The following is a 20,897-nucleotide window of genomic DNA, read 5'->3' as shown; positions in this document are numbered from 1 at the left end:
GCCATGCATCACGATTCCGAAGGAATCGTTCAACACCGGCGCACGTCGTATCATCACCTACCACGACCGTCGCACTTGAACGTAGCGTTTCCGTCGGGCGGTAGACGAACGTTGGAAAATGTCGCGTCGAGGCGTGGGTATTAGTTCCGTCCGTGCGACACCTCTGTATGGCTGAAGCCGACACCGTCGTGCGGGCCGACAATCCGCTCGACCTGACCTTCTCGGAGGCGGAACTCGAAGCGCACCACGAGCACATCACCGAGTTCGTCGAGGCACAACTCGACGCCGCGGGGATCGACCGAGCGGTCATCGGCCTCTCGGGCGGTATCGATAGCACGCTGACCAGCCACCTCGCGGTCGAGGCGCTCGGAGCCGACGCGCTCCACGGTCTCGTGATGCCGAGCGAGGTCAACCGCGACGACAACATGAGTGACGCCGAGCGCATCGCCGACGAGCTGTTGGGAATCGAGTACGACGTCATCGAGATAAACCCACTCGTCGATACTGTTCTCGATACGTATCCCGAGGCCGCTGGCGATCAGATGGCAGTCGGCAACCTCCGCGTGCGCTGTCGGGCGCTGTTGAACTATCTTGTAGCGAACCACGAAGACGCGCTCGTGTTGGGAACGGGCAACCGCAGCGAGGCGCTGGTGGGCTACTACACGAAGTACGGCGATGGCGCGGTCGACTGCCATCCCATCGCGCCGCTGTACAAACAGCAGGTCCGTCAGCTTGCCGACCACGTCGGCGTCCCCGACGACCTCGTCGAGAAGACGCCCAGCGCGGAGATGTGGAGCGGACAGACCGACGCCGAGGAGATGGGAATGGACTACGACACGCTGGACTCGATTCTTGCTCTGCACATCGACGGTGGGGTACCGAAGGCCGCCACCGCCAACCACATCGGCGTTCCCGAATCCGCGGTCGAACAGGTACGCGAGATGTACGAGGGCAGCGCCCACAAGCGTGCGATGCCGCCGGGACCGACGCCGTTGTACTGACCGGGACTGGCCCCACTCTACCGACCCGTCTCCCGAAGCGGGGCGGTTTTTATACCAATTCCGTGCGAACGGTCGGTATGTCACATCGCGCTAACTACGCACGCTGTGCGTTTCTCCAGCATCTCGGCCCATCGGAAGACTCGTTGGACGTGCCGTGGGCCGACTTCTCGGGCGACAGCACCGACCGGGTGACGTTCGAGGTGCCCACTGATTCGCCGCACGAGCCCTACGTGGAGATGCAGGTGTACGACGTGAGCGAGTTCGGCCACGAGATACGGCTGAACGGCGAGTCACTGAGCGGCTTCGACATCGCACCGGGCGAAGGGTGGAACTACTGGATGGACACCATCGGCACGGACCAGATCCGCCTCGGCGAGAACACCCTGCAGTTCCGTCGCGACGTGGACACCGACGACGCCTTTGTCGTCGGCACGGCCATCGTCCACTGGAAGGAGCCGGTCGAGTGAGTATTTAAAACACCGGAATGCCGCCGCTACGACTGTGTGAGAGATTGGCATGGGAACGACGGGATACGGTCGCAGTGTCGGGGTTTTTCCGACCATCGGCGGCGTCGATTCATCCCCACCGCTCGCTGCTAACCCATACTTTTATATAGAACCACATACAATCTCTCGCTTGACTATGAGCCAGCGTCAGATGCAGGGCCAGCCGATGATAATTCTCGGCGAGGACGCCCAGCGGATGAAGGACAAGTCCGCACAGGAACACAACATCTCGGCCGCTCGCGCGGTCGCCGAGTCCGTACGTTCGACACTCGGCCCGAAGGGAATGGACAAGATGCTCGTCTCCTCGATGGGTGACGTGACCGTCACGAACGACGGCGTCACCATCCTCACGGAGATGGACATCGACAATCCGACGGCCTCGATGATCGTCGAGGTCGCCGAAACGCAGGAGGACGAGGCCGGTGACGGCACCACCTCCGCCGTCGCCATCGCCGGCGAACTCCTGAAGAACGCAGAGGACCTCTTAGAGCAGGACATCCACCCGACGGCCATCATCAAAGGGTTCGACATGGCCGCCAAGGAGGCGAAACAGGAGATCAACGACATCGCCACCGAGGTGGACCCGAGCGACGAGGAACTGCTGAAGAGTGTCGCCGAGACGTCGATGACCGGCAAGGGCGCGGAACTCAACAAGGACCTCCTCGCCCAGATCATCGTCGACGCGGTCAACGCCGTCACCGTCGAGGCCGACGACGGCTCGGTCATCGCGGACCTCGAATACCTCAACATCGAGACCCAGACCGGCAGCTCCGCGGGCAACTCCGAACTGCTCGAAGGCGCGGTCATCGACAAGGACCCTGTCCACGAGGAGATGGCGACCGAAGTCGAGGACGCGAACGTCCTCCTGATGGACACGGCCATCGAGCTCGAAGAGACAGAAGTCGACGCCCAGCTCTCGGTCGACGACCCGAGCCAGCTGCAGAACTTCCTCGACCAGGAGGAACAGCAGCTCAAGGACCTCGTCGACAAGGTCGAAGCGACGGGCGCGAACGTCCTGTTCTGTCAGAAGAACATCGACGACATGGCCCAGCACTACCTCGCCGAGAAGGGCATCCTCGCGGTCAAGCGCTCGAAGAAGTCCGACATCGAGTTCCTCAAAGAGGTCCTCGGTGCGAACGTCGTCTCGGACCTCGACTCGGCCAGCGAAGACGACCTCGGCCACGGCTCGGTCACCCGCGACGAGGGCGAGGGCCTGTTCTACGTCGAGGGCACCGGTGAGGACGCCCACGGCGTCACGCTGCTCCTTCGCGGCTCGACCGACCACGTCGTGGACGAACTCGAACGCGGCGTCACTGACGCGCTGGACGTCGTCGCCTCCACCGTCGCCAACGGCTCGGTGCTGGGCGGCGGCGGCGCACCCGAAGTCGAGGTCGCTTCCCGCCTGCGCGACTACGCCGACGGCGTCGAGGGCCGCGAACAGCTGGCCGTCGAGGCCTTCGCCGACGCGCTCGAAATCATCCCGCGCACGCTCGCGGAGAACGCCGGACTGGACAGCATCGACACGCTGGTCGACCTGCGCGCCGCCCACGAGGACGGCGAGGTCAGCGCCGGCCTGAACGTCTTCACGGGCGACGTCGAGGACACGCTCGAAACGGGCGTCGTCGAGCCGGCCCACGCCAAGACGCAGGCCGTCTCCTCGGCCGCCGAGGCCGCGAACCTCGTGCTCAAAATCGACGACATCATCGCTGCCGGCGACCTCTCGACCTCCGGTGACGGGGGCGAGGGTGGCCCCGGCGGCCCCGGCGGCGCGCCCGGCGGCATGGGCGGTATGGGCGGCGGCATGGGCGGCATGATGTAAGCGAGGGGCCGAACGAAGTGAGGGCCCTCGACTAGCGAGCGGGGAACGCAGTGACCCGCGAGCAGGGAGAGGCCGCTAAAAGCGGGGCCGCGCAACGCGCGACTCTCGAAAATGCGAGCGGCCATCACTCTCTCTTCGAACAGCCCGGACGAATCGACGTTTTGCTTTCTCCCACACTCTCTCACCCCGTGTGGCCCGGTTTTCGAGATCATAGTAGGCTGAACGCCTGTCTTCGAGCAGCACCGGCCCAAAAAGGTGATTACCCCCCGTTATCTCGTAACGAACGATGCAACTCCTCTCACAGTTGCTCTCACGGGTCGGTGGACGGCGACTCATCTCCGCGCTCGGCGGCGGATATCTCGTTCTCGCCGCCGTCCTCCCAGTCACGCTGATTTCTGGGGGACGAACGGTCGGCGATATCTCGCTTGCATCCCTCTTGCTCGGCGCCAGCGGGCTCGTTCTCCTCTACAGTAGCTATCGAATCCCGAAGACGAATGTCCGCCCGGAACTGTACGAGGTCATCGCTGGATGGTGCGTTCGCGGTATCGGGGTGATGACGGCCGTTCTCCTCCTGGCGGCCCTCCTCGGAACGCTCGACAACCCGGTCGCCGGCATCTCTATCCTGTCGTCGCTCGGCAGCGTCGCCGGGCTCGGCATCGGCTATCAGGACGCGAAAGCGAGGACCCGCGCGCTGGATGCCGAGGAGCAACAGCGCGAAGCCGAGCGCTACAGTCGGGAACTCGAACGGTACAAGACTATCGTCGAGACGGTCAACGACGGCATCTTTGTCGTCGACGCCGATGACCGGTTCACGCTGGTCAACGACGCCTACACGCAACTGGTCGGCTACGACCGCGAGACGCTCGTCGGTGCGGACACGGCGCTCGTCGCCGCTGAGAGGACGGATGTTGAGGGGATACGACAGGCGGTCGAACGCGATGTCGGGTCGGGGGGCGGCAAATCGAAAACCTACGAGTCACAGATTTCGACCGCATCCGGCGAGACGATCGACACAGAGATGACCGTCGCGCCGCTTCCGTCACGGGCCGACAGCGCGTCGGACAAAGTCGTCGTTGTCCGTGACGTGACCGAGCGCAACGAGCGCGAGCGTCGACTCGAAGACCAGAACGAGCGCTTGGATAGTTTCGCCGGGATGTTGGCCCACGAGCTCCGCAACCCGGTCAACATCGGACAGATTTACAGCGTGCAACTTCCGACCGAATCGAACCCGGAGGCGGTCAGATACGTGGCTGACGCCTTCGACCGCATCGAGAACATCATCGACATCATGCTGGTCATCACGGGTGAGCGGGACGTGGTCCCCTCCTCGGGACGGGTCCAACTTGCGACAGTCGTACGGGACGCATGGGAGGAGGTAGACGCGCCCGACGCCACCCTCGAACTGGGGATCGACTTCGCAGCGGCGGTCGACGAGACGTACACTAGACACCTCTTCCGGAACCTGTTCGAAAACGCCGTCGAACACGGGGGGAGCGACGTCACCGTCACCGTCGGTGAACTCCCGACCGGGTTCTACGTGGCCGACGACGGTATCGGCATCTCGGAGAGCACTCGAAAGAAGATATTCCAGTCGGGGTACACCACTGCGAGTGGGCAGGGCGGGATGGGCCTCGGGCTGGCGTTCGTCCAACAGATGACGGACGTATACGGTTGGACGTGCTCGGTGACGGAGAGCGAGAGCGGGGGCGCGCGTTTCGAGTTCGAGAACGTGACGAACGGGACTGCGTAGGTTCGGTGGCGGTCACGAGGCGATCGCGCCGGTGTCGTGATCGCTCACCTCTCCGCTCGACTGTTGAATTCCGGCGTCGTCGTCCCAACCTCGCCGTATCGCAGCGACTCGGTGACGCGCAGAGTCGTGCCGTTGCGGACGACGGTGTACTGGACGCCGTAGTCGTAGACGAGCCCCTCGGGTCCGACGACGGCGGTGAAGCCGACGTTGCCGATTCGCTCGGCGGGGGCAACGGGGAACTTCGAGCGGTCGGCCGCGCCGCAGGCGCTGACGCGGTAGACGGGCGCGCCGTAGGTCTGTCGCACCTCCTCGCGGGCCGGGGTCACGCCCGTTACGTTCGCGCCGTCGAACAGCGCCGCGAGACGGCTGTTGTAGGTCGGTTCGAAGAACAGCGCCTCGCGCGGCGGGAGCGGTGGCGCGCCGATGCCGCGGCCGTCGGCGACGATCTCTCGCCGCGTGGTGTCGTTCACTGTCGTCCGCTGGATTGCTCGCCCGTCGACCCAGCGGGTCCGTCTGTCCGTCGCCGGAACGCTCGTCCCCGTGACGACGCGCCGGGCGACGTACTCGCGGTAGCTCGCGCTGGTCCGAAACGTCGTCCGCTGTCGGAGACGAACGTCCCCGTCGCCGGTTCGGACGGTACGGGTGTGCCAGAGCGTATAGGAGACGTTCGACAGTCGGGCGACGTGCGCCTGCGTCAGCGCGTCGCTATCGGTGACGTCGGCATCCGTGAGTCCCGGCGCGACGCTGGCCGGCGGCTCGTCGGGAGCCGGAGCGGGCGTCAGCGCCTCCGATGCGGCGTCCGGCGATCCGACGAGCCCCGCACAGCCAGCGGTGACGAGACAACTGGCGAGCAAGACGGCACTGGCCACCCTGCGCATACCCCGAGGAGGGCAGCTCGGCGGATAACTGCTCGGGTGGATGATACTACCTTCGTGAGAAGTATGCCGAAGTATAAGTGCCGGGACGTGTCATTTCTCGCCATGCAGACGCTGCTGCTCGGTCCCGACGACGTGGCAGAACACGCCGACCTGCCAGCTGTCATCGACGCTGTCGAGTCGGCCTTCGCGGCCGACGCGCGCGGCGACACCATCATGCCCGCCAAATCCTACATCGACCTCCCGCAGTACAACGGGGACTTTCGGTCGATGCCCGCCTACGTGAACGCCGGCGAGTGGGACGCCGCCGCCATCAAGTGGGTCAACGTCCACCCCGACAACCCGACCGACCACGATCTTCCCACCGTCTTGGGCACGCTCATCTATTCGGATCCCGAGACCGCGTTCCCGCTCGCGGTGATGGACGGCACCGTCCTCACGCGTCTCCGGACGGGCGCGGCCGCCGCCGTCGCCACCGACTACCTCGCAATCGAGGGCGCTCGCTCGCTCGGCCTTGTCGGCGCGGGCACGCAGGCCTACACCCAACTTGCGGCCATCGCTACCGTCCGCGACATCGAAGAAGTGGTCGTCGCCGACCGCGACGAGGCCAAACAGCAGGCGTTCGTCGAGCGTTTCGGCGACCGCTTCGACGTACGCCCCGGAACGATCGAGGACGCTGCCGCCTGCGACGTGCTCTCGACGATAACGCCAGTCGAATCGCCTATCGTCGAGAGAGCGTGGCTCGGCGAACGCACGCACGTCAACGCCATCGGAGCCGACGCTGCCGGCAAACACGAACACGACGACCAGACGCTTTTGGACGCGAAACTCGTCATCGACGACTACGAGCAGTGTACCCACTCCGGCGAGATCAACGTTCCGTGGGGCGAGGGGGTCTTGACCGACGACGACCTCCACGGCGAACTAGGTAGTATCGTCGCCGGCGATCTGGCCGGGCGCGAACCCGACGACGGTATCACCCTCTTCGACTCGACGGGGCTGGCGATTCAGGACGTTGCGGCCGCACACGTTACCTACGAGCACGCTAACGGAGATGGCGACGGCACGCCGTTCTCACTGGTCGGGACGGATTCGACCTAACTGGGCGTCACCGCGTCAGTCACCTTCGAGATAAGCCAGATGATGAGGATGAACGGCAACAGCGGCATCAAAAGGATCAGCAGACCCAGAAACATCCCCCAGCCGATGAGGTTCATGCTCTCGTCGGGGTGGGGACCGGTGAGCGGCGTGACGGTTCGTAACGGTTCTGGAAGGATAGAGTCGCTCGACTCGTCGGCGTCGTCTGCCATACTCGCTGATAGGTCTGGGCCCGGCATAAGGCTAGGCCGTTCTTCGTTTCGACGCCGTAGCTCGGCTCTACCGGACAGCGCGTCCAGCGGTTCCCCTCCATCGTTGAGAAGGTGACCGAGCGGTTCGTCACGGCGTTCGAGCCGCCGCCGAGTGGGGCGGCGGATAGGTGTCCGCTCGGTCCAGCTACCGTCTCGGCGGTCCGGTGAAGGGAAAGGTATAGCATCGTCGGTATCCGAAATCACGGTATCATGACCACGACTGGCGAGGAACGCGAGCGCGGGTTCGACCATAGCGAGGTCGAACCGCGCTGGCAGGCGGCGTGGGACGACGCCGACGTGTTCCGCATCGACGACGACGCCGAGGACCCCGAGTACGTGCTGGCGATGTTCCCCTACACCTCTGGCAGCCTCCACATGGGCCACGTTCGGAACTACACCATCACGGACGCCTTCGCTCGCTTCGAGCGGATGCGCGGCGAGTCGGTCCTGCACCCGATGGGGTGGGACTCGTTCGGCCTGCCCGCCGAGAACGCCGCCGAGGAGCGAGACACCAACCCACGGGACTGGACGATGCAGTGCATCGACTCGATGAAGGCGCAGTTGACCGAGATGGGTTTCGGCTACGACTGGGAGCGCGAGATTACGACGTGTGACCCCGACTACTACCGGTGGAACCAGTGGCTGTTCAAGCGCTTCCGCGAGGAAGGGCTCGTGGAGCGGCAGGCCGCCGAACTGAACTGGTGTCCGTCCTGTGAGACGGTGCTGGCCGACGAACAGGTCGAAGGCGAGGGCGACGAAGAGCTGTGCTGGCGGTGTGACACCCCCATCGAACACCGCGAGATGGACCAGTGGTTCTTCACCATCACCGACTACGCCGACGAACTGCTGGCCGAACTCGACGAGTTGGACGGATGGCCGAACAACGTCCGGGAGATGCAGCGCAACTGGATCGGCAAACAGGAGGGCGCGAGCGTCGCCTTCGAGATTCCGGGCTACGGCGAGGTGGACATCTTCACGACGCGACTCGACACCATCTATGGCGCGACCTACTTCTCGCTGGCTCCGGGCCACCCTGTTGCCCAGGAGATAGCCGAGGAGAACGAGGAAGTCGCCGAGTACATCGAGATGGCCGAGGCGGCCGACGAGGACGACCTCGACGTGACTTCCGGCGTGTTCACCGGCGAGTACGCCGAAAATCCCGCGACGGGCGAGAAGATTCCAGTCTACGTCGCCGACTACGTGCTGACCGACGTGGGGACCGGCGCGCTGTACGCCGTGCCCGCTCACGACGACCGGGACCACGAGTTCGCCGAGGCCCACGGCGTCCCCATCAAGCAGGTTATCGAACCCGGTCCCGAAGCCGAGGTGGACGCCGACGAAATCGACGTGCAAAAGGAAGCCTACACCGAAGACGGCGTCCTCGACCTCTCGGCGGTCGAGGGCTCGTCACGAGCGGAGCGAAGTGACGGCGTCCTCGCCGACAGCGGCGAGTTCGACGGCCTCCACAGCGAGGAGGCCCGCGACGCCTTCGTCGAGGAGTTCGACGGCGAGAACCGCACCGAGTACAACCTCCGGGACTGGGGCATCTCCCGACAGCGCTACTGGGGGACCCCCATTCCGATGATTCGCTGTGAGGACTGCGGCCACGTCCCGGTCCCCGACGAGGACCTGCCTGTCGAACTGCCGGAGTTTGTCCACACGACCGGGAATCCGCTGGACGCCGCCGAGGAGTGGAAGCACGTCGACTGTCCCGACTGCGGCGGCGACGCCGTCCGGGAGACGGACACGATGGACACGTTCGTCGACTCCTCGTGGTACTTCCTGCGGTACACCTCGCCGGACCTCGAAGACGCCCCCTTCGACAGCGAGCGGGCCAGCGACTGGATGCCAGTCGACCAGTACGTCGGCGGCATCGAACACGCCGTGATGCACCTGCTGTATGCCCGTTTCTTCACGAAGGTCGTGAACGACCTCGACATGCTGGAGGGAGTCCGAGAACCCTTCACGAACCTCACGAACCAGGGGATGGTGTTGGGCGAGGACGGCCACAAGATGTCCAAGAGCCGCGGCAACGGCGTCTCCCCCCAGCGCATTATCGAGGAATACGGCGCGGACACCGCCCGCCTGTTCATTATGGAGGCCGCCCAGCCAGAGAAGGAACTGGCCTGGAGCGCCGAGGAGGTCCAGTCGGCTCACTCCTTCCTCCAGAACGTCTACACGCTGGCCGAGGAGTTCGCGGCGGGCGAAATCGAAACCGGCGATGCTGGAACCGATATCGCCGACTACGTCGCTCGCGAAATCGACGCAACAGCGGCTCGCGCCACCGAGGAGTACGAGCAGTTCCGCTTCAACCACGCGCTGCAGGCGCTGCGGGAACTCGTCTCCCTGCTCCGTCGCTATCAGGACGCGACCACGCCCGATGCCGACGTGCTCGAACGAGGCATCATCGCCGCGGCGAAACTGCTCGCGCCGGTCGCGCCCCACGTCGGCGAGGAGATGTGGGAGCGACTGGGCCACGACGGCCTGCTGGCCGAGGCGGGCTGGCCGAGCGCCGAAGCGCCCGAGAACTACGACATCGAGCGTCGGCTGGTCGAGAACACCCGCGAGGACGTCCGCGACATCGTCGATACCGTGGGTATCGAGGACCCGACAACAATCACACTCGCCGTCGCGCCCGAGTGGAAGCACCGGGTCGTCGACATCGCTCGCGACGCGGACAACGTCGTCCCCGCGGTGATGCAAAACGAGGATCTCCAGCGCTACGGCGAGGCCGCCGCAGACTTCGCGAAGGACCTCGCGGGCCGCGCCCAGTACGACGAGACGCTCTCGCCCGAGGGCGAACTGGCGGCGCTCGAACGGGCGGCGTGGCTCATCGAACGTGAGTTCGACGCCGACGTGGTCGTCCGCTCGGCCGAGGCCGCCGACGACTCACTGGCGAAGAAGGCCGAACCGGGCCGCCCGGCAATCGACATCGAAGCGTAGCGGGTCGTCCTTTCTACTGACCTCTCCCGCCCGCGCTACTGTTCAACGGCGTCGATGAGTCCAGCTTCGGCGAGGTCGCGTAACACGTCGGTCGCGTGGCCGTCGGGGCGGACGCCCTCGTAGACGCCGACGACCTGCTCCTGTGCGACGACAAACGTCGTCCGGCGGGCTCGGCCGTCCACGAGGTCCACGTCGAACGCCTCGGCGACGGTGCCGTCGGGGTCAGCAAGCAGGTCGAAACCGAGGTCGTGGGCCTCGGCGAAGTCGCGGTGACTGTCCACGTCGTCGGTCGAGACGCCGTAGACGGTGACGCCGGCACTCTCGTAGGCGTCGTAGCGGTCGTCGAACTGCGTGGCCTCGGTCGTACACCCCGCCGTGTCGTCTTTCGGGTAGAAGTAGACGACCGTCGGGCGCGAGAAGTCGGGCCGGACCCGGTCACCACGCTGGTTCTGGGCGACGACGTCCGGCACTGCCGTCCCCGGTTCGAGGACCATCTCAGTTCACCGGGATGTCCGTACCGTCTTCGTCGCCGTCGGCGGTGACCTTCGGCAGGCGGACGGTCAGCACGCCCTCGTCGTAACTGGCGCTGGTCCCCGCCTCGTCCACTGCTTCCGGGAGCCTGACTGTTCGGCTGATGGACTGACGGCGGCGTTCACGCTGGACGAACCGACCTTCGCTCGATTGGGCGGACTCGCTGTGGTCGGCACTGATGGTGAGCTTTCGCTCATCGGACAGTTGCACGTCCAGGTCGTCGCTGTCGAAGCCAGGGAGGTCGGCGCGGACGACGAAGGCATCCCCCGCGTCGACGATGTCGGTCGGGACAGTATCGAGGTCGACGCCGAACTGCTCGCCCAGTACGTCGAACGCGCGTTCTATCTCCTGAAAGGGGTCACGGTCGCTCATAGGTGTCGCTACGCCGGCCCGAAACTTAAGGACGCATGTCACTACGCCGGTCAGTTCAGCACCGTCTCGGAGTCGTAGGAACCGAGGTGACGCACCCAGCCGTTCTCCGCGAGTTCTTCGACGGCGTCGAGGGCGGCCTGCGTGCGCTCCTCGTAGAGGCCGGCGGCGATGTCGATGTGGAAGACGTAGTCGCCCAGTCGCTCGCCGCTGGGCCGGGACTCGACGCGGGTGAGGTTGATGTCGCGGTCGGCAAAGGGTTCCAGCAGTTCGAGCAGGAGGCCGGGATAGTCGGCGTTCGGGTAGACGATGAAGGAGGACTTCCCGCCGGCCTCGGAGCGCTCGCTGGTCGGCGCGACGGCCAGAAAGCGGGTCGCGTTCGAAGACTGGTCCTGGATGTCCTCGGCCAACACTTTGAGCTCCGTGCCGTTCGTGGCGTTCTCGGGGTGGCCGATGGCCGCGACGCTCGGGTCTTCGCGGGCGCGTTCGACGCCGCGAGCGGTCGAGGCGACGGCCTCCACGTCGACGCCGGGGTAGTGGTCGTCCAGCCAGCCCCGGCACTGGGCCAGCGCCTGCGCGTGGCTGGTGACGAGGTCGAACGAATCTCCCTGCGCCAGTAGCGCGTGACGGATTGGCGTGATTATCTCCTTGACGACGGCGACGTCGTACTCGGCGAAGGCGTCAAGCGACTCCGTCACGGACCCCTCGATGCTGTTCTCGACGGGAACGACGCCGTAGTCGGCCGTCCCCTCGGCGACGGCTTCGACGATGGCGGTCATCGACTCGGCGAACTCGATGTCGCCGTCGTCGACCGCTTGTGCGGCCCGGTGAGAGTAGGTCCCGGCGGGCCCCAGCGTGATAGTCGTCATACCGTTCGGTAGTTCGCTCGCCATGAAAAGCGCCGCGGTCGAACCGCCGGGTTAGTGGCGCGCTTTTGTTCAGGTCAGGCGGTCGAGTTCGTTGTCGTTCAGTTCGATACCGCTGGCGGCGACGTTCTGCTCTAGGTGGTCGACGCTCGACGTGCCCGGAATCGGCAGGGTCACGTCCGAGTACTGGAGGAGCCACGCGAGGGCAATCTGGTGAGTCGAGGCGTCGTGGTTGTCGGCGATGTCGTCGATGCCCTCGACGTCGTCTAGGTCGCCCGCCGCGAGCGGAAACCACGGGATGAAGCCGATACCGTAGTCCTCGCAGGCTTCGAGGACATCGTCGTCCTCGCGGGTGGCGACGTTGAACTCGTTTTGCACCGTTGCGATGTCCACGATATCGCGGGCGGTGTCCAACTGCTCGACGGAGACGTTCGAGACGCCGACGTGGCGAATCAGGCCCTCGTCTTTCATCTCGGCGAGCGCGTGAATCGAGTCCTCGAAATCCGTGTCCGGGTCCGGTCGGTGGAACTGATAGAGGTCGATGGGGTCCATCCGCAGGCGGTCCCGCGAGGCCAACTGTGCGTTGCGGAGGTAGTCCGGGTCGCCGTGGGGGAGCCAGTCGGTGTCCGCGTTGCGTAGGAGGCCGCCCTTCGTGGCGATAACGAGGTCGTCGGACTCCGTATCGAGCGCCTCGCCGATGAGGCGCTCGGAGACGCCGGGACCGTAGGAGTCGGCGGTGTCGACGAAGTTCACTCCGAGGTCGACGGCCCGCTGGAGGATGTCTCGGGCCTCGTCCTCGTCGTCCGGCGCGCCGATGATGTCCTCGCCGGTGATGCGCATCGCGCCATAGCCGAGTCGGTTGACGGTCAGGTCGCCACCGATATCGAACGTGTCGCTCTGGTTTTCGACCATCGCCTCGGGGTTGGCGGGCCAGCCTGAAATGGGGCTGGGTGGGAGAAATCGAACGGTGGCTTCGACAGCAGAGCGCGCCCGCTATCGCGTGTGAATCGCTTCACCGCGGGCGGCCATCGCGGCCTCGTGGACCGCCTCGGAGAGCGTCGGGTGGGTGTGGACGGTGCCGGCCACGTCTTCGAGGCGTGCGCCCATCTCGATGCCCAGTCCGAGTTCGGCGATTAGTTCGGAGGCCTCGGGGCCGACGATCTGTGCGCCCAGCAGGAACTCGCTGTCGGCGTCGGCGACGATACGGACGAACCCCTCGCTCTCGTCGAGGGTCAGCGCCCGCCCGCTCGCTCGCATCGGCATCTCGCCGACGACGGGGTCGAAGCCGGCGTCTTCGGCCTCGGCTTCGGTCATCCCGACGGTGCCGATTTCGGGGTCGGTGAACACTGCCGCGGGAATCGCCTGCTGGTCCAACGCCGAGGGTTCGCCCGCCGCGACCTCCGCCGCGACTTCGCCCTCGGCCGACGCCTTGTGAGCAAGCATCGGTTCGCCAGCCACGTCGCCGACGGCGAAGATGTGCTCTACGTCCGTGCGGGCCTGCTGGTCCGTCGAGAGGAAGCCGTCGTCGTCGGGTTCGAGGCCGACGGCGTCCAGCCCCACCGTGTCGGTGACGGGTTCGCGGCCGACGGCGACCAGACACTGCTCGGCGTTGTACTCGGTCACCTCGTCGTTCTCGTCGGTGGTGCTGACGCGAATGCCCTCGTCGAGCTCGGTCCAGTCGCGGGCCGCCTCGCCGAAGGCGAACTCGATGCCCAGCGACTCGGCGCGCTCGCGGACGATCTCCGCCACGTCGTCTTCGTAGCCCGGCAACACGTCGTCGAGCATCTCCACGACGGTCACGTCCGCGCCGAGCTTGGCGAACACCGTCGACAGTTCCATCCCGATATAGCCCGCGCCGACTACCAGCAGGTCGTCGGGGACCGTTTCGAGTGCGAGCGCGTCCGTCGAGGAGAGGATGCGGTCGCTGTCGAACTCGAAGCCGGGCACCTCGATGGGACGGCTGCCGGTGGCGACGACGGCGTGTTCGAAGGCGACCGATTCAGAGCCTTGTCCCTCGCCGCCGTGGGCGACCCGGACCGTCTCGTCGTCGACGAACTCCGCCGTGCCCTCGATGAGTTCGACGCCCGCGCTCTTACACAGGGACTCGACGCCGCGCGTCAGGCGGGTGACGACGCCGTCCTTCCACTCGCTCATCGCGCTCATGTCGACGGCGGGGTCGGCGTAGACGCCCATGTCCTCGGCCTGCCCCGCGTCGTGGGCCACGTCCGTCGCCGAGATGAGCGCCTTCGAGGGGATACAGCCGTGGTTGAGACAGGTCCCCCCGTAGGCGTCCCGCTCGATCAGTGTGGTGTCCAACCCGAGTTGCGCGCCGCGGATGGCGGCGACGTAGCCGCCCGGCCCGCCGCCGATGACCAACAGTTCCGTGCCCGTGGTGACGTCTCCTACGACCATAGCGGCCTCTCGGCGGGCCGGGTGAAAAACACCGCCCTCTGCGTCGGGACGAACCGGCTACGCAGCCGACAGAGTTCGCCGTCGGCGGACGAGATAGTAGCCGACGACCGGCACCGACAGAGCGAACGGGAACACTAGCGCCCCAGCGGCGTGGACGAGGCCGGTCAGCGCGTACAGCCGCGTCGGCTGCCAGTCGGCGGCTGTTCCGCCGAGACGGTGGCTGTCGAGATACAACGCGATGGCGAGCCCGAGACCAAAAAGGATGCTCGCCCAGCTGGCGAGCGTCGTCAGCGCGAAGAGGGCGAGCGCAGTCAGCGGCGTGACCGCCTCCCCGCCACTGCTCGTCACGAACCCGCGAAGCGAGAGCCGTGAGAGGAGGACACACAGCGGCGAGAGCGCGAACAGGACGACCAGACCGTACCACGTCCAGCTATCTCTGGTGGAGGGCATCGTCCCGATACTCGCAGAATCGGGGTGTATGTCTTTCGCCGGTCTCGGCCCGGACTAAGCTATGTTACGCTGGCGGTCGTACGCACCGACATGGCAGACGAAGTCAGCGACTCGGATGAATTACCGGCGACGCCGACGCGGTTCGCCAAGGAACAACCGGCCGTCTGGGAGGCGTACAGCGACCTCGGGGAGGCGTGCTCGGAGGCGGGGCCGTTAGACGACGAGACGAAACGGCTCGTAAAACTCGCGCTGGCCGTCGGCGCGCAGTCGGAGGGGGCGGTCCACTCGCACGTCCGGCGCGGACTGGACGAGGGTCACTCCGCGGCGGCGCTCGAACACGTCGCAACGCTCGCGGTGCCGACGATTGGGTTCCCGAAGGCGATGGCGGCCAGAAGTTGGATCTCGGACCTGACGGAGTAGCTACTCCAGCAGTAACCGCGTCGGGTCCGCGAGGTACTGCTTGAGCGTGTTGACGAAGCGGGCGGCGTCCGCGCCGTCGACGACCCGGTGGTCGATGGCCAGCGAGAGCGTCAGCGTCGGCTTCGCGACCACCTCGCCGGTGCTCGCGGCGTCGCCGCTCGCCTTTTCCGAGGCGCTTCGCGCCTCGCTATCTTCCACTACTGGCCGTTCCGCCAGCGATCCGACACCGAGGATGGCCGTCTCGGGGACATTGATGACCGGATCGGCGTACTCGCCGCCGATGGCCCCGAAGTTCGTCACGGTGAACGTCCCGCCCTGCATCTCCTCGCGGGCGATGTCCCGGCTCCGCGCGCGGTCGACGAGATCGTTGAGTTCGGTCGCCACCTGCAGGAGCCCCTTCTCGTCCACGTCGTCGACGACGGGGACGACGAGGCCGTGGTCGGTAGCCGTCGCCACGCCGAGGTTGCGGTCGTCCTTGAAGACGATTTCCTCGGCGTCCGCATCGAGCTGCGTGGCCAGAATCGGGTGGTCGTCCAGCGCGGCGGCGACGCATTTCAGCAGGAACGGCGTGTACGTCAGATGGACGCCCCGTTCCTCGGCCAGCGGTTCGAGGCGCTCGCGGGCCTCGACCAGCCCCGGTACGGCCACCTTATCGTGGTGGGTCGCGTGCGGGACCTCCCGCCGGGAGCGGGCCATCTGCTCGCCGATGGCCCGTCGGACGCCGCGATAGGGTTCGCGCCGGTCGCCGGCGGACTCTGCAGAGACGCCTGCCGCGCCCGCCCCTGCTCCACCTGTTTCCTCGGCCGCCTCGCGCATCTCCGAGACGACTTTCTCCGTGACCTCGCGAACGTCCTCGTCGGTGACTTCGCTCGCTTCCGCTCGCTCGGCGACGGCGCGCACGGCGGCCTCGTCGACGTAGGGTTCGCCGTCGCGGGTCTCGTCGGTCGGGACGGCGTCGATGTCGACGCTGAGTTCGCGGGCGAGACGACGGGTGGCCGGCGTCGCCAGCGTGCGGTCGCGGCGCTCGGCCATCGGCTCGTCGGCCGACACCTTCCGGACGGCAGACTTGACGGCGCGTTCGTTGTCGGCCGCGCCGTCTCCGTCCTCGTCACTCACTTTCGAGACGACCGACGTGGGGCCGTCGCTCCCCTCGCCCTCGTCGTCACCGACCTTCGAGACGACCGAAGTCGGGCCGTCGTCCGCCGATTCGCTCTCGTCTGCTTCGGCGGCGGCGGTCACGTCGGCCTCGGTGATGCGGCCGCTCGGTCCCGACCCGGAGACGGTCGTGATGTCGACGCCTTTCTCGCGGGCGAGGCGGCGGACGCTCGGCGGCGCGAACACGCGTCCGTCGCCGGTCGTTACGTCGGGTTCGGTCGTGTCGGTCGAATCGGCCACGTCAGCGGACTCGGCGGCCGCCGCTTCGCCCGCTTCGCTCCCAGCGGCGTCGGCGTCCGCTGACTCGGCGCTCTCACTCTCCGTGGCGGCCTCGCCCTCGGCGTCGCCTTCTTCCTCGATGCTGACGAGGACCTCGCCGGTGGCGACGACGTCGCCAACCTCTGCGTGCAGTTCGCGGACGACGCCGTCTTTCGGCGAGGGAACGTCCACGGCGGCTTTGTCCGTCTCGACTTCGGCCAACACCTGGTCTTCGGTGACGGCGTCGCCGACGGCGACGTGCCACTCCAGCACCTCCCCCTCGGCGACTCCTTCGCCGAGGTCCGGGAGTTTGAACTCGAACATGCGCTAAAACTCCACGGCCTCGGTGATACCGTCTTTGATGCGGGCAGGTTCGGGGAGGTAGTAGTCTTCGAGCGCGTAGAGCGGGAACGGCACGTCGAAGCCGGTGATCCGGGTAATCGGAGCCTCTTGATACAGCAGCGCTTCTTCTTGGATGGTGGCGATAATCTCGCCAGCGAGACCGCCGGTCTTGGGGGCCTCGTGGACGACGGCTGCGCGGCCGGTTTTCCTGAACGAACCCAGAATCGCGTCGGTGTCCATCGGCTTCAACGTCCGCAAGTCGACCACTTCCGCGTCGATGCCCTCCTCGGCGAGGTCCTCGGCCGCTTCCACCGTCGGCCGAGTCATCGCGCCCCACGTGAACACGGAGACATCCTCGCCCTCGCGGCGGATCTTCGCCTCGCCCAACTCGGTCGTGTACGTCTCGTCGGGCACGTCCTCGCGGAACGCCCGGTAGATGAGTTTGGGTTCGAGGAAGACGACAGGGTCGGGGTCTCGAATCGAGGCGGCGAGCAGGCCCTTCGCGTCGCCGGGCGTCGAGGGGACAACGACCTTCAGGCCGGGTTCGTGGGCGTAGAACGCTTCCTTGGACTCGGAGTGGTGTTCGGGGGCGCGGATGCCGCCGCCGTAGGGGGCCCGGACCGTCATCGGACAGGTGTACCGACCCCTGCTTCGGGTGCGTAGGCGCGCGGCGTGGCTGACGATCTGGTCGAAGGCGGGGTACATGAACCCGGAGAACTGCATCTCCGGGACCGGGCGCAGCCCGTAGGCCGCCATCCCGATGGCGGTGCCGATAATACCCGATTCGGCCAGCGGCGTATCGATGACGCGCTCCTCACCGAACTCGTCGTAGAGGCCCTGCGTAGCGCGGAAGACGCCACCGTTCTTGCCCACGTCTTCGCCCATCACGAGGACGTCCTCGTCGCGTTCCATCTCGCCGTAGAGACCGTCGCGGACCGCCTGGACGAGCGTGAGACTCTGTGCGTCCTGCGTGCTCATTCCAGCATCACCTCGTCGCCGTGTCGCTCGCGCAGGTCACGCAAGTAGTCGAGTTGTGCTTCGAGGCGGTCGGGCATCTCGGCGTAGACGTCGGCGAACATCTCCTCGGGGTCGGGCCGCTCGGTCGATTCGGCGTCGTCGATCGCCTCGGCCACCTCCTCCTCGATGGAGTCGTCGATGTTCGCCACTCGCTCGTCGTCGAGCAGCCCCCGCTCGCGGAGGTACGTCTCCAGTCGCGGGATGGGGTCGCGTTTTTTCCAGCGTTCGACCTCCTCGTCGTCGCGGTAGACGGAGGGGTCGTCGGCGGTGGTGTGTGCGCCAAAGCGGTACTGCACCGATTCGATCATCGTGGGACGGCGCTCGCCCTCGTCCGGGTTCCGGGCTTTCTCGACGGCCTCGGTGGTCGCCTGATACACTGCCAGCGGGTCCATCCCGTCGACCTGCACGCCGTCGAAGCCGTAGGCGTTCGCCTTCTGCGCCAGCGTCTCGCTGGCGGTCTGGCGCTCGCGCGGAACCGAAATCGCCCACTGGTTGTTGTTACAGAAGAACACTGCGGGCACGTCGAAGACGCCGGCGAAGTTCAGCCCCTCGTGGAAGTCTCCCTCGCTGGTCGCGCCGTCACCGAAGTACGCGAGGAACACTCTGTCTTCGCCCTTGAGCTTCGACGCCCACGCTGCGCCGGTCGCGTGGGGGATCTGCGTGGCGATGGGGACCGCGAGCGAGAACACCTGTACGTCCTCGGGCGGGGAGTTGCCCTGCTCGCTTCCCATCCAGTACAGCAGGTCGTCGGCCAGATCCCAGCCGCGGACGTACAGCGCGAGGTGTTCCCGGTAGCTCGGGAACGTCCAATCGCCTCCGGCGAGCGCCATCGCGCTACCGACCTGCGAGGCCTCCTGTCCGGCCATCGGCGGATAGGTGCCCATCCGGCCCTGCCGCTGGAGGCTCACCGCCCGCTGGTCGAAGTGCCGTCCTAACTTCAGGTTGCGATACATCTCGACGAGCTCGTCCTCTGTGAGGTCCGGCACCGTCGCGCCGTCGACCACCTGCCCGTCCTCGCCGAGTATCTGTACTCTATCGGTCGGATCGCGTTGGAGGACGCTCAGAGAAACCACCTGCCGTGGCGTGACATGTGATAGGTGTTGACTCGCAACGGGTTTAGCGTTTGTGTGGCGTTATATTGCCAGCATAGAGATTACTGGAGTGTATCTCTCACGAAGGAATTGGCTCGTGAACTAGGTGACCAGCGACGCTATCCCGATCGGTTCGAAGTTCCGGCGTTCACAGACATCCCGCAAGACTGGTACGCGATCGCGCATCTCCGCGGGAGTGTGGCTGTCGGTTCCGAGGACGAACGAGACGCCCTCGTCGCGGAAGACGTCGAGGACGGCGGGGTCAGGGTGGACGCGACCGAGTGACTGATGGACTCGACCGGCGTTGATTTCCGGAACCGTCCGCGAGTCGGAAAGCGCCGCCGCGACGCGTTCGTAGTCGTCTCGGGTCGTGTATCGGCGGAGGGGTGCCAGCCGCTCGGGGAGGTCGAGGTGGCCCAGTACGTCGAACAGCTCCGACTCGATCAGCGCGACGACGGCATCGTAGTACCGCTCGACGGCCGCCCGGCGCTCAGCGGGATCGGCGCCGGCGTATTGGCTGGCGCTGGTGTAGTCGTAGGGGCCGGCGAAGTGGACGCTGCCAATGGTGTACGCGAAGTCGGCCTCGTCGAGGAACGCGGCGAGGCGCGATTCGTCGCCCTCGACGTAGCTCACCTCGGCGGCGTCGTACAGTCGCAGGTCGGTCACATCGCGCGCCGCGTCGATGGTCTCGCGTCGCCGCTCGTACGTCTCGACGAGGTCGTAGCGCGCGCGGCGGCTGAACGCGTCGTCGGTGACGATACAGTGGTCGGTGAGGCCGAGTCCGTCCAGTCCGGCGGTCTCGGCGGCCGCGATCATCTCGTCGAGGGCGGATCCGTCCGAGAACGTGGTGTGTGCGTGGCCGTCTATCTCCATCGTTCAGGGGGCCTCGCCGCCGACGTCGACGAGACGCTGGTCGACGAGTTTCGGGACGACATGGCGGCTGTCGAACGCCAGCGTGTACTCGTAGAGGTCCGTTCGCTTGACCTGTGGCTTGCGCTCGTATTTGGGTCCCTTACCGAACGTGACCATCTCGCGGAAGACCGCGCGCTGTTCGTCCGTCGGCGGTCGCTCGTGGAGGTGCCGAGCGATGTAGAGTGCGCCGGTAACATCCTCCGGTGAGGGCTTGCCGTTCGACCCGGCGGCGACGAAGTACGTCTCCCGGTCGCTCTCTCGGAGGTGTTCGGCCACCGCCTTCCCGTTGGTCAGGCCGCCGACGTAGATCTCGACGTCGTCCCCGCCCGCCAGTCGGAGGTCGGTGACCGCGTTGCCGCCGTTGGTCGAGGTCATCGCCGTCGGCCGGCCAGCCACGTCCACGTCCTGGACGAAACTGGGCGAGTTAAAGAAGTCGTACCCCTCCTCACCCTCGTAGTTCGGGCCGGAACTACCGCCGATCTTCGCTCTGGGATTCTCGGCCTTGAAGTCGGGTTCGTTCCCCCGCTCTTCGGTGATGTAGATGTACTCCGCGCCGTTGGCGAACAGCTCCGGCACCGTCGTCGAGAACTGGGCGACGTCGACGACCACGTAGTTCCCGGGTGTGGGGTCGTCGGGTATCTGTGCCCGCGCGGGAATCATCGTCTCTAACAGCCGCTCCGTCAGGTCGTCGTCCGACACCAAGCGCATATCTGTCCCTTCTCTCCACCCCGTAAAAGCGCGACTAAGAGGGCTATTTTCGGCCGGCTACCGCTCGATACCGCTATATATCTCGCTGGGTCGGCGACGACAGCGGCGAGTGCCGACGGCTGG

At 66.2% G+C, this 20,897-nt stretch carries 20 protein-coding genes; 7 read left to right on the top strand and 13 right to left on the bottom strand.

What is annotated here, in order from left to right; translation table 11 throughout:
* Window positions 1–167: 167 nt before the first annotated feature.
* The 4 genes from E4S61_RS07525 (at window position 168) to E4S61_RS07510 (ending at window position 5,076) form a co-directional block, all read left to right on the top strand.
* Window positions 168–1,001, top strand: a complete 834-nt coding sequence (locus E4S61_RS07525) for an NAD+ synthase (RefSeq protein ID WP_135303335.1) — start codon at window positions 168–170, stop codon at window positions 999–1,001.
* 77 nt (window positions 1,002–1,078) lie between these two features.
* Window positions 1,079–1,468, top strand: coding sequence for a DUF7383 domain-containing protein (locus tag E4S61_RS07520; RefSeq protein ID WP_135303334.1), 390 nt, complete (start codon window positions 1,079–1,081; stop codon window positions 1,466–1,468).
* A 190-nt stretch (window positions 1,469–1,658) separates the two neighbouring features.
* Window positions 1,659–3,326 carry a thermosome subunit beta gene (thsB, locus tag E4S61_RS07515; RefSeq protein WP_135304663.1) on the top strand — a complete coding sequence of 556 codons (1,668 nt, stop codon included), beginning with the start codon at window positions 1,659–1,661 and terminating at the stop codon, window positions 3,324–3,326.
* Between the two features lie 286 nt (window positions 3,327–3,612).
* Complete coding sequence (locus tag E4S61_RS07510; RefSeq protein ID WP_135303333.1) at window positions 3,613–5,076, top strand: PAS domain S-box protein; 1,464 nt, start codon at window positions 3,613–3,615, stop codon at window positions 5,074–5,076.
* A gap of 44 nt (window positions 5,077–5,120) precedes the next feature.
* Here the strand turns inward: E4S61_RS07510 and E4S61_RS07505 are convergent, their stop codons facing one another.
* Window positions 5,121–5,954: a hypothetical protein gene (locus tag E4S61_RS07505; protein ID WP_135303332.1), complete on the bottom strand. Its 834-nt coding sequence runs from the start codon at window positions 5,952–5,954 to the stop codon at window positions 5,121–5,123.
* Window positions 5,955–6,056: 102 nt separating this feature from the next.
* Between E4S61_RS07505 and E4S61_RS07500 the strand changes: the two genes are divergently transcribed.
* Window positions 6,057–7,052 carry an ornithine cyclodeaminase family protein gene (locus E4S61_RS07500; protein WP_135303331.1) on the top strand — a complete coding sequence of 332 codons (996 nt, stop codon included), beginning with the start codon at window positions 6,057–6,059 and terminating at the stop codon, window positions 7,050–7,052.
* Here the strand turns inward: E4S61_RS07500 and E4S61_RS07495 are convergent.
* Window positions 7,049–7,261 (bottom strand): DUF7535 family protein, encoded by a 213-nt coding sequence (locus tag E4S61_RS07495; RefSeq protein WP_209309462.1) that lies wholly within the window; start codon window positions 7,259–7,261, stop codon window positions 7,049–7,051. The two genes, E4S61_RS07500 and E4S61_RS07495, sit on opposite strands and share 4 nt — an antisense overlap.
* A 249-nt stretch (window positions 7,262–7,510) precedes the next feature.
* Here E4S61_RS07495 and leuS point away from each other — a divergent pair, with 249 nt between their 5' ends.
* Entirely contained in the window at window positions 7,511–10,243 is a 2,733-nt protein-coding gene (gene leuS, locus E4S61_RS07490) for a leucine--tRNA ligase (protein ID WP_135303329.1), read from the top strand.
* Window positions 10,244–10,278: 35 nt separating this feature from the next.
* Here leuS and E4S61_RS07485 read toward each other — a convergent pair whose 3' ends face one another.
* From E4S61_RS07485 to E4S61_RS07460, 6 genes are all read right to left on the bottom strand, one after another.
* The gene (locus E4S61_RS07485) at window positions 10,279–10,737 is read right to left on the bottom strand and encodes a peroxiredoxin (protein WP_135303328.1); all 459 of its coding nucleotides are present in this window, start codon (window positions 10,735–10,737) and stop codon (window positions 10,279–10,281) included.
* A 1-nt stretch (window position 10,738) separates the two neighbouring features.
* On the bottom strand, window positions 10,739–11,146 hold the full coding sequence (locus tag E4S61_RS07480; RefSeq protein ID WP_135303327.1) for an Hsp20/alpha crystallin family protein: 408 nt from the start codon (window positions 11,144–11,146) through the stop codon (window positions 10,739–10,741).
* 50 nt (window positions 11,147–11,196) lie between these two features.
* Window positions 11,197–12,012, bottom strand: a complete 816-nt coding sequence (pheA, locus tag E4S61_RS07475; protein ID WP_135303326.1) for a prephenate dehydratase — start codon at window positions 12,010–12,012, stop codon at window positions 11,197–11,199.
* Window positions 12,013–12,081: 69 nt separating this feature from the next.
* Window positions 12,082–12,921 (bottom strand): aldo/keto reductase, encoded by an 840-nt coding sequence (locus E4S61_RS07470; protein WP_135303325.1) that lies wholly within the window; start codon window positions 12,919–12,921, stop codon window positions 12,082–12,084.
* Window positions 12,922–13,002: 81 nt separating this feature from the next.
* On the bottom strand, window positions 13,003–14,421 hold the full coding sequence (gene lpdA / locus E4S61_RS07465) for a dihydrolipoyl dehydrogenase (protein WP_135303324.1): 1,419 nt from the start codon (window positions 14,419–14,421) through the stop codon (window positions 13,003–13,005).
* Window positions 14,422–14,478: 57 nt separating this feature from the next.
* Window positions 14,479–14,871 (bottom strand): hypothetical protein, encoded by a 393-nt coding sequence (locus E4S61_RS07460; protein WP_135303323.1) that lies wholly within the window; start codon window positions 14,869–14,871, stop codon window positions 14,479–14,481.
* A gap of 90 nt (window positions 14,872–14,961) precedes the next feature.
* Between E4S61_RS07460 and E4S61_RS07455 the strand changes: the two genes are divergently transcribed.
* Entirely contained in the window at window positions 14,962–15,291 is a 330-nt protein-coding gene (locus E4S61_RS07455; RefSeq protein WP_135303322.1) for a carboxymuconolactone decarboxylase family protein, read from the top strand.
* Here E4S61_RS07455 and E4S61_RS07450 read toward each other — a convergent pair whose 3' ends face one another.
* The 5 genes from E4S61_RS07450 to E4S61_RS07430 form a co-directional block, all read right to left on the bottom strand.
* Window positions 15,292–17,028 carry a dihydrolipoamide acetyltransferase family protein gene (locus E4S61_RS07450; protein ID WP_135303321.1) on the bottom strand — a complete coding sequence of 579 codons (1,737 nt, stop codon included), beginning with the start codon at window positions 17,026–17,028 and terminating at the stop codon, window positions 15,292–15,294.
* Window positions 17,029–17,031: 3 nt separating this feature from the next.
* Window positions 17,032–18,024 carry an alpha-ketoacid dehydrogenase subunit beta gene (locus E4S61_RS07445; protein WP_135303320.1) on the bottom strand — a complete coding sequence of 331 codons (993 nt, stop codon included), beginning with the start codon at window positions 18,022–18,024 and terminating at the stop codon, window positions 17,032–17,034.
* Complete coding sequence (pdhA, locus tag E4S61_RS07440; protein ID WP_135304662.1) at window positions 18,021–19,127, bottom strand: pyruvate dehydrogenase (acetyl-transferring) E1 component subunit alpha; 1,107 nt, start codon at window positions 19,125–19,127, stop codon at window positions 18,021–18,023. The genes E4S61_RS07445 and pdhA overlap by 4 nt, the downstream gene beginning before the upstream one ends.
* A 129-nt stretch (window positions 19,128–19,256) precedes the next feature.
* A complete protein-coding gene (locus E4S61_RS07435; protein WP_135303319.1) occupies window positions 19,257–20,027 on the bottom strand; it encodes a PHP domain-containing protein in 771 nt (256 codons plus the stop codon).
* 3 nt (window positions 20,028–20,030) lie between these two features.
* Window positions 20,031–20,774: a 2-phosphosulfolactate phosphatase gene (locus tag E4S61_RS07430; RefSeq protein WP_135303318.1), complete on the bottom strand. Its 744-nt coding sequence runs from the start codon at window positions 20,772–20,774 to the stop codon at window positions 20,031–20,033.
* Window positions 20,775–20,897 lie beyond the last annotated feature (123 nt).

The organism is Haloarcula amylovorans (assembly GCF_004681185.1).
In the GTDB taxonomy this organism is placed as follows: domain Archaea; phylum Halobacteriota; class Halobacteria; order Halobacteriales; family Haloarculaceae; genus Haloarcula; species Haloarcula amylovorans.
The sequence above is the reverse complement of the archived record's forward strand: the minus strand, read 5'-3'. Positions and strand labels throughout refer to the sequence as shown.

Excerpts from the sequence above, each read along its gene's own strand:
- leuS (WP_135303329.1), top strand. The coding sequence starts at position 7,511 with ATGACCACGACTGGCGAGGAACGCGAGCGCGGGTTCGACCATAGCGAG.
- E4S61_RS07460 (WP_135303323.1), bottom strand. The coding sequence starts at position 14,871 with ATGCCCTCCACCAGAGATAGCTGGACGTGGTACGGTCTGGTCGTCCTG.
- thsB (WP_135304663.1), top strand. The coding sequence starts at position 1,659 with ATGCAGGGCCAGCCGATGATAATTCTCGGCGAGGACGCCCAGCGGATG.
- E4S61_RS07505 (WP_135303332.1), bottom strand. The coding sequence starts at position 5,954 with ATGCGCAGGGTGGCCAGTGCCGTCTTGCTCGCCAGTTGTCTCGTCACC.
- E4S61_RS07445 (WP_135303320.1), bottom strand. The coding sequence starts at position 18,024 with ATGAGCACGCAGGACGCACAGAGTCTCACGCTCGTCCAGGCGGTCCGC.
- E4S61_RS07495 (WP_209309462.1), bottom strand. The coding sequence starts at position 7,261 with ATGGCAGACGACGCCGACGAGTCGAGCGACTCTATCCTTCCAGAACCG.
- lpdA (WP_135303324.1), bottom strand. The coding sequence starts at position 14,421 with ATGGTCGTAGGAGACGTCACCACGGGCACGGAACTGTTGGTCATCGGC.
- E4S61_RS07510 (WP_135303333.1), top strand. The coding sequence starts at position 3,613 with ATGCAACTCCTCTCACAGTTGCTCTCACGGGTCGGTGGACGGCGACTC.
- E4S61_RS07525 (WP_135303335.1), top strand. The coding sequence starts at position 168 with ATGGCTGAAGCCGACACCGTCGTGCGGGCCGACAATCCGCTCGACCTG.
- E4S61_RS07485 (WP_135303328.1), bottom strand. The coding sequence starts at position 10,737 with ATGGTCCTCGAACCGGGGACGGCAGTGCCGGACGTCGTCGCCCAGAAC.
- E4S61_RS07470 (WP_135303325.1), bottom strand. The coding sequence starts at position 12,921 with ATGGTCGAAAACCAGAGCGACACGTTCGATATCGGTGGCGACCTGACC.
- E4S61_RS07435 (WP_135303319.1), bottom strand. The coding sequence starts at position 20,027 with ATGGAGATAGACGGCCACGCACACACCACGTTCTCGGACGGATCCGCC.
- E4S61_RS07450 (WP_135303321.1), bottom strand. The coding sequence starts at position 17,028 with ATGTTCGAGTTCAAACTCCCGGACCTCGGCGAAGGAGTCGCCGAGGGG.
- E4S61_RS07520 (WP_135303334.1), top strand. The coding sequence starts at position 1,079 with ATGTCACATCGCGCTAACTACGCACGCTGTGCGTTTCTCCAGCATCTC.
- E4S61_RS07480 (WP_135303327.1), bottom strand. The coding sequence starts at position 11,146 with ATGAGCGACCGTGACCCCTTTCAGGAGATAGAACGCGCGTTCGACGTA.
- E4S61_RS07500 (WP_135303331.1), top strand. The coding sequence starts at position 6,057 with ATGCAGACGCTGCTGCTCGGTCCCGACGACGTGGCAGAACACGCCGAC.
- E4S61_RS07455 (WP_135303322.1), top strand. The coding sequence starts at position 14,962 with ATGGCAGACGAAGTCAGCGACTCGGATGAATTACCGGCGACGCCGACG.
- E4S61_RS07430 (WP_135303318.1), bottom strand. The coding sequence starts at position 20,774 with ATGCGCTTGGTGTCGGACGACGACCTGACGGAGCGGCTGTTAGAGACG.
- pheA (WP_135303326.1), bottom strand. The coding sequence starts at position 12,012 with ATGACGACTATCACGCTGGGGCCCGCCGGGACCTACTCTCACCGGGCC.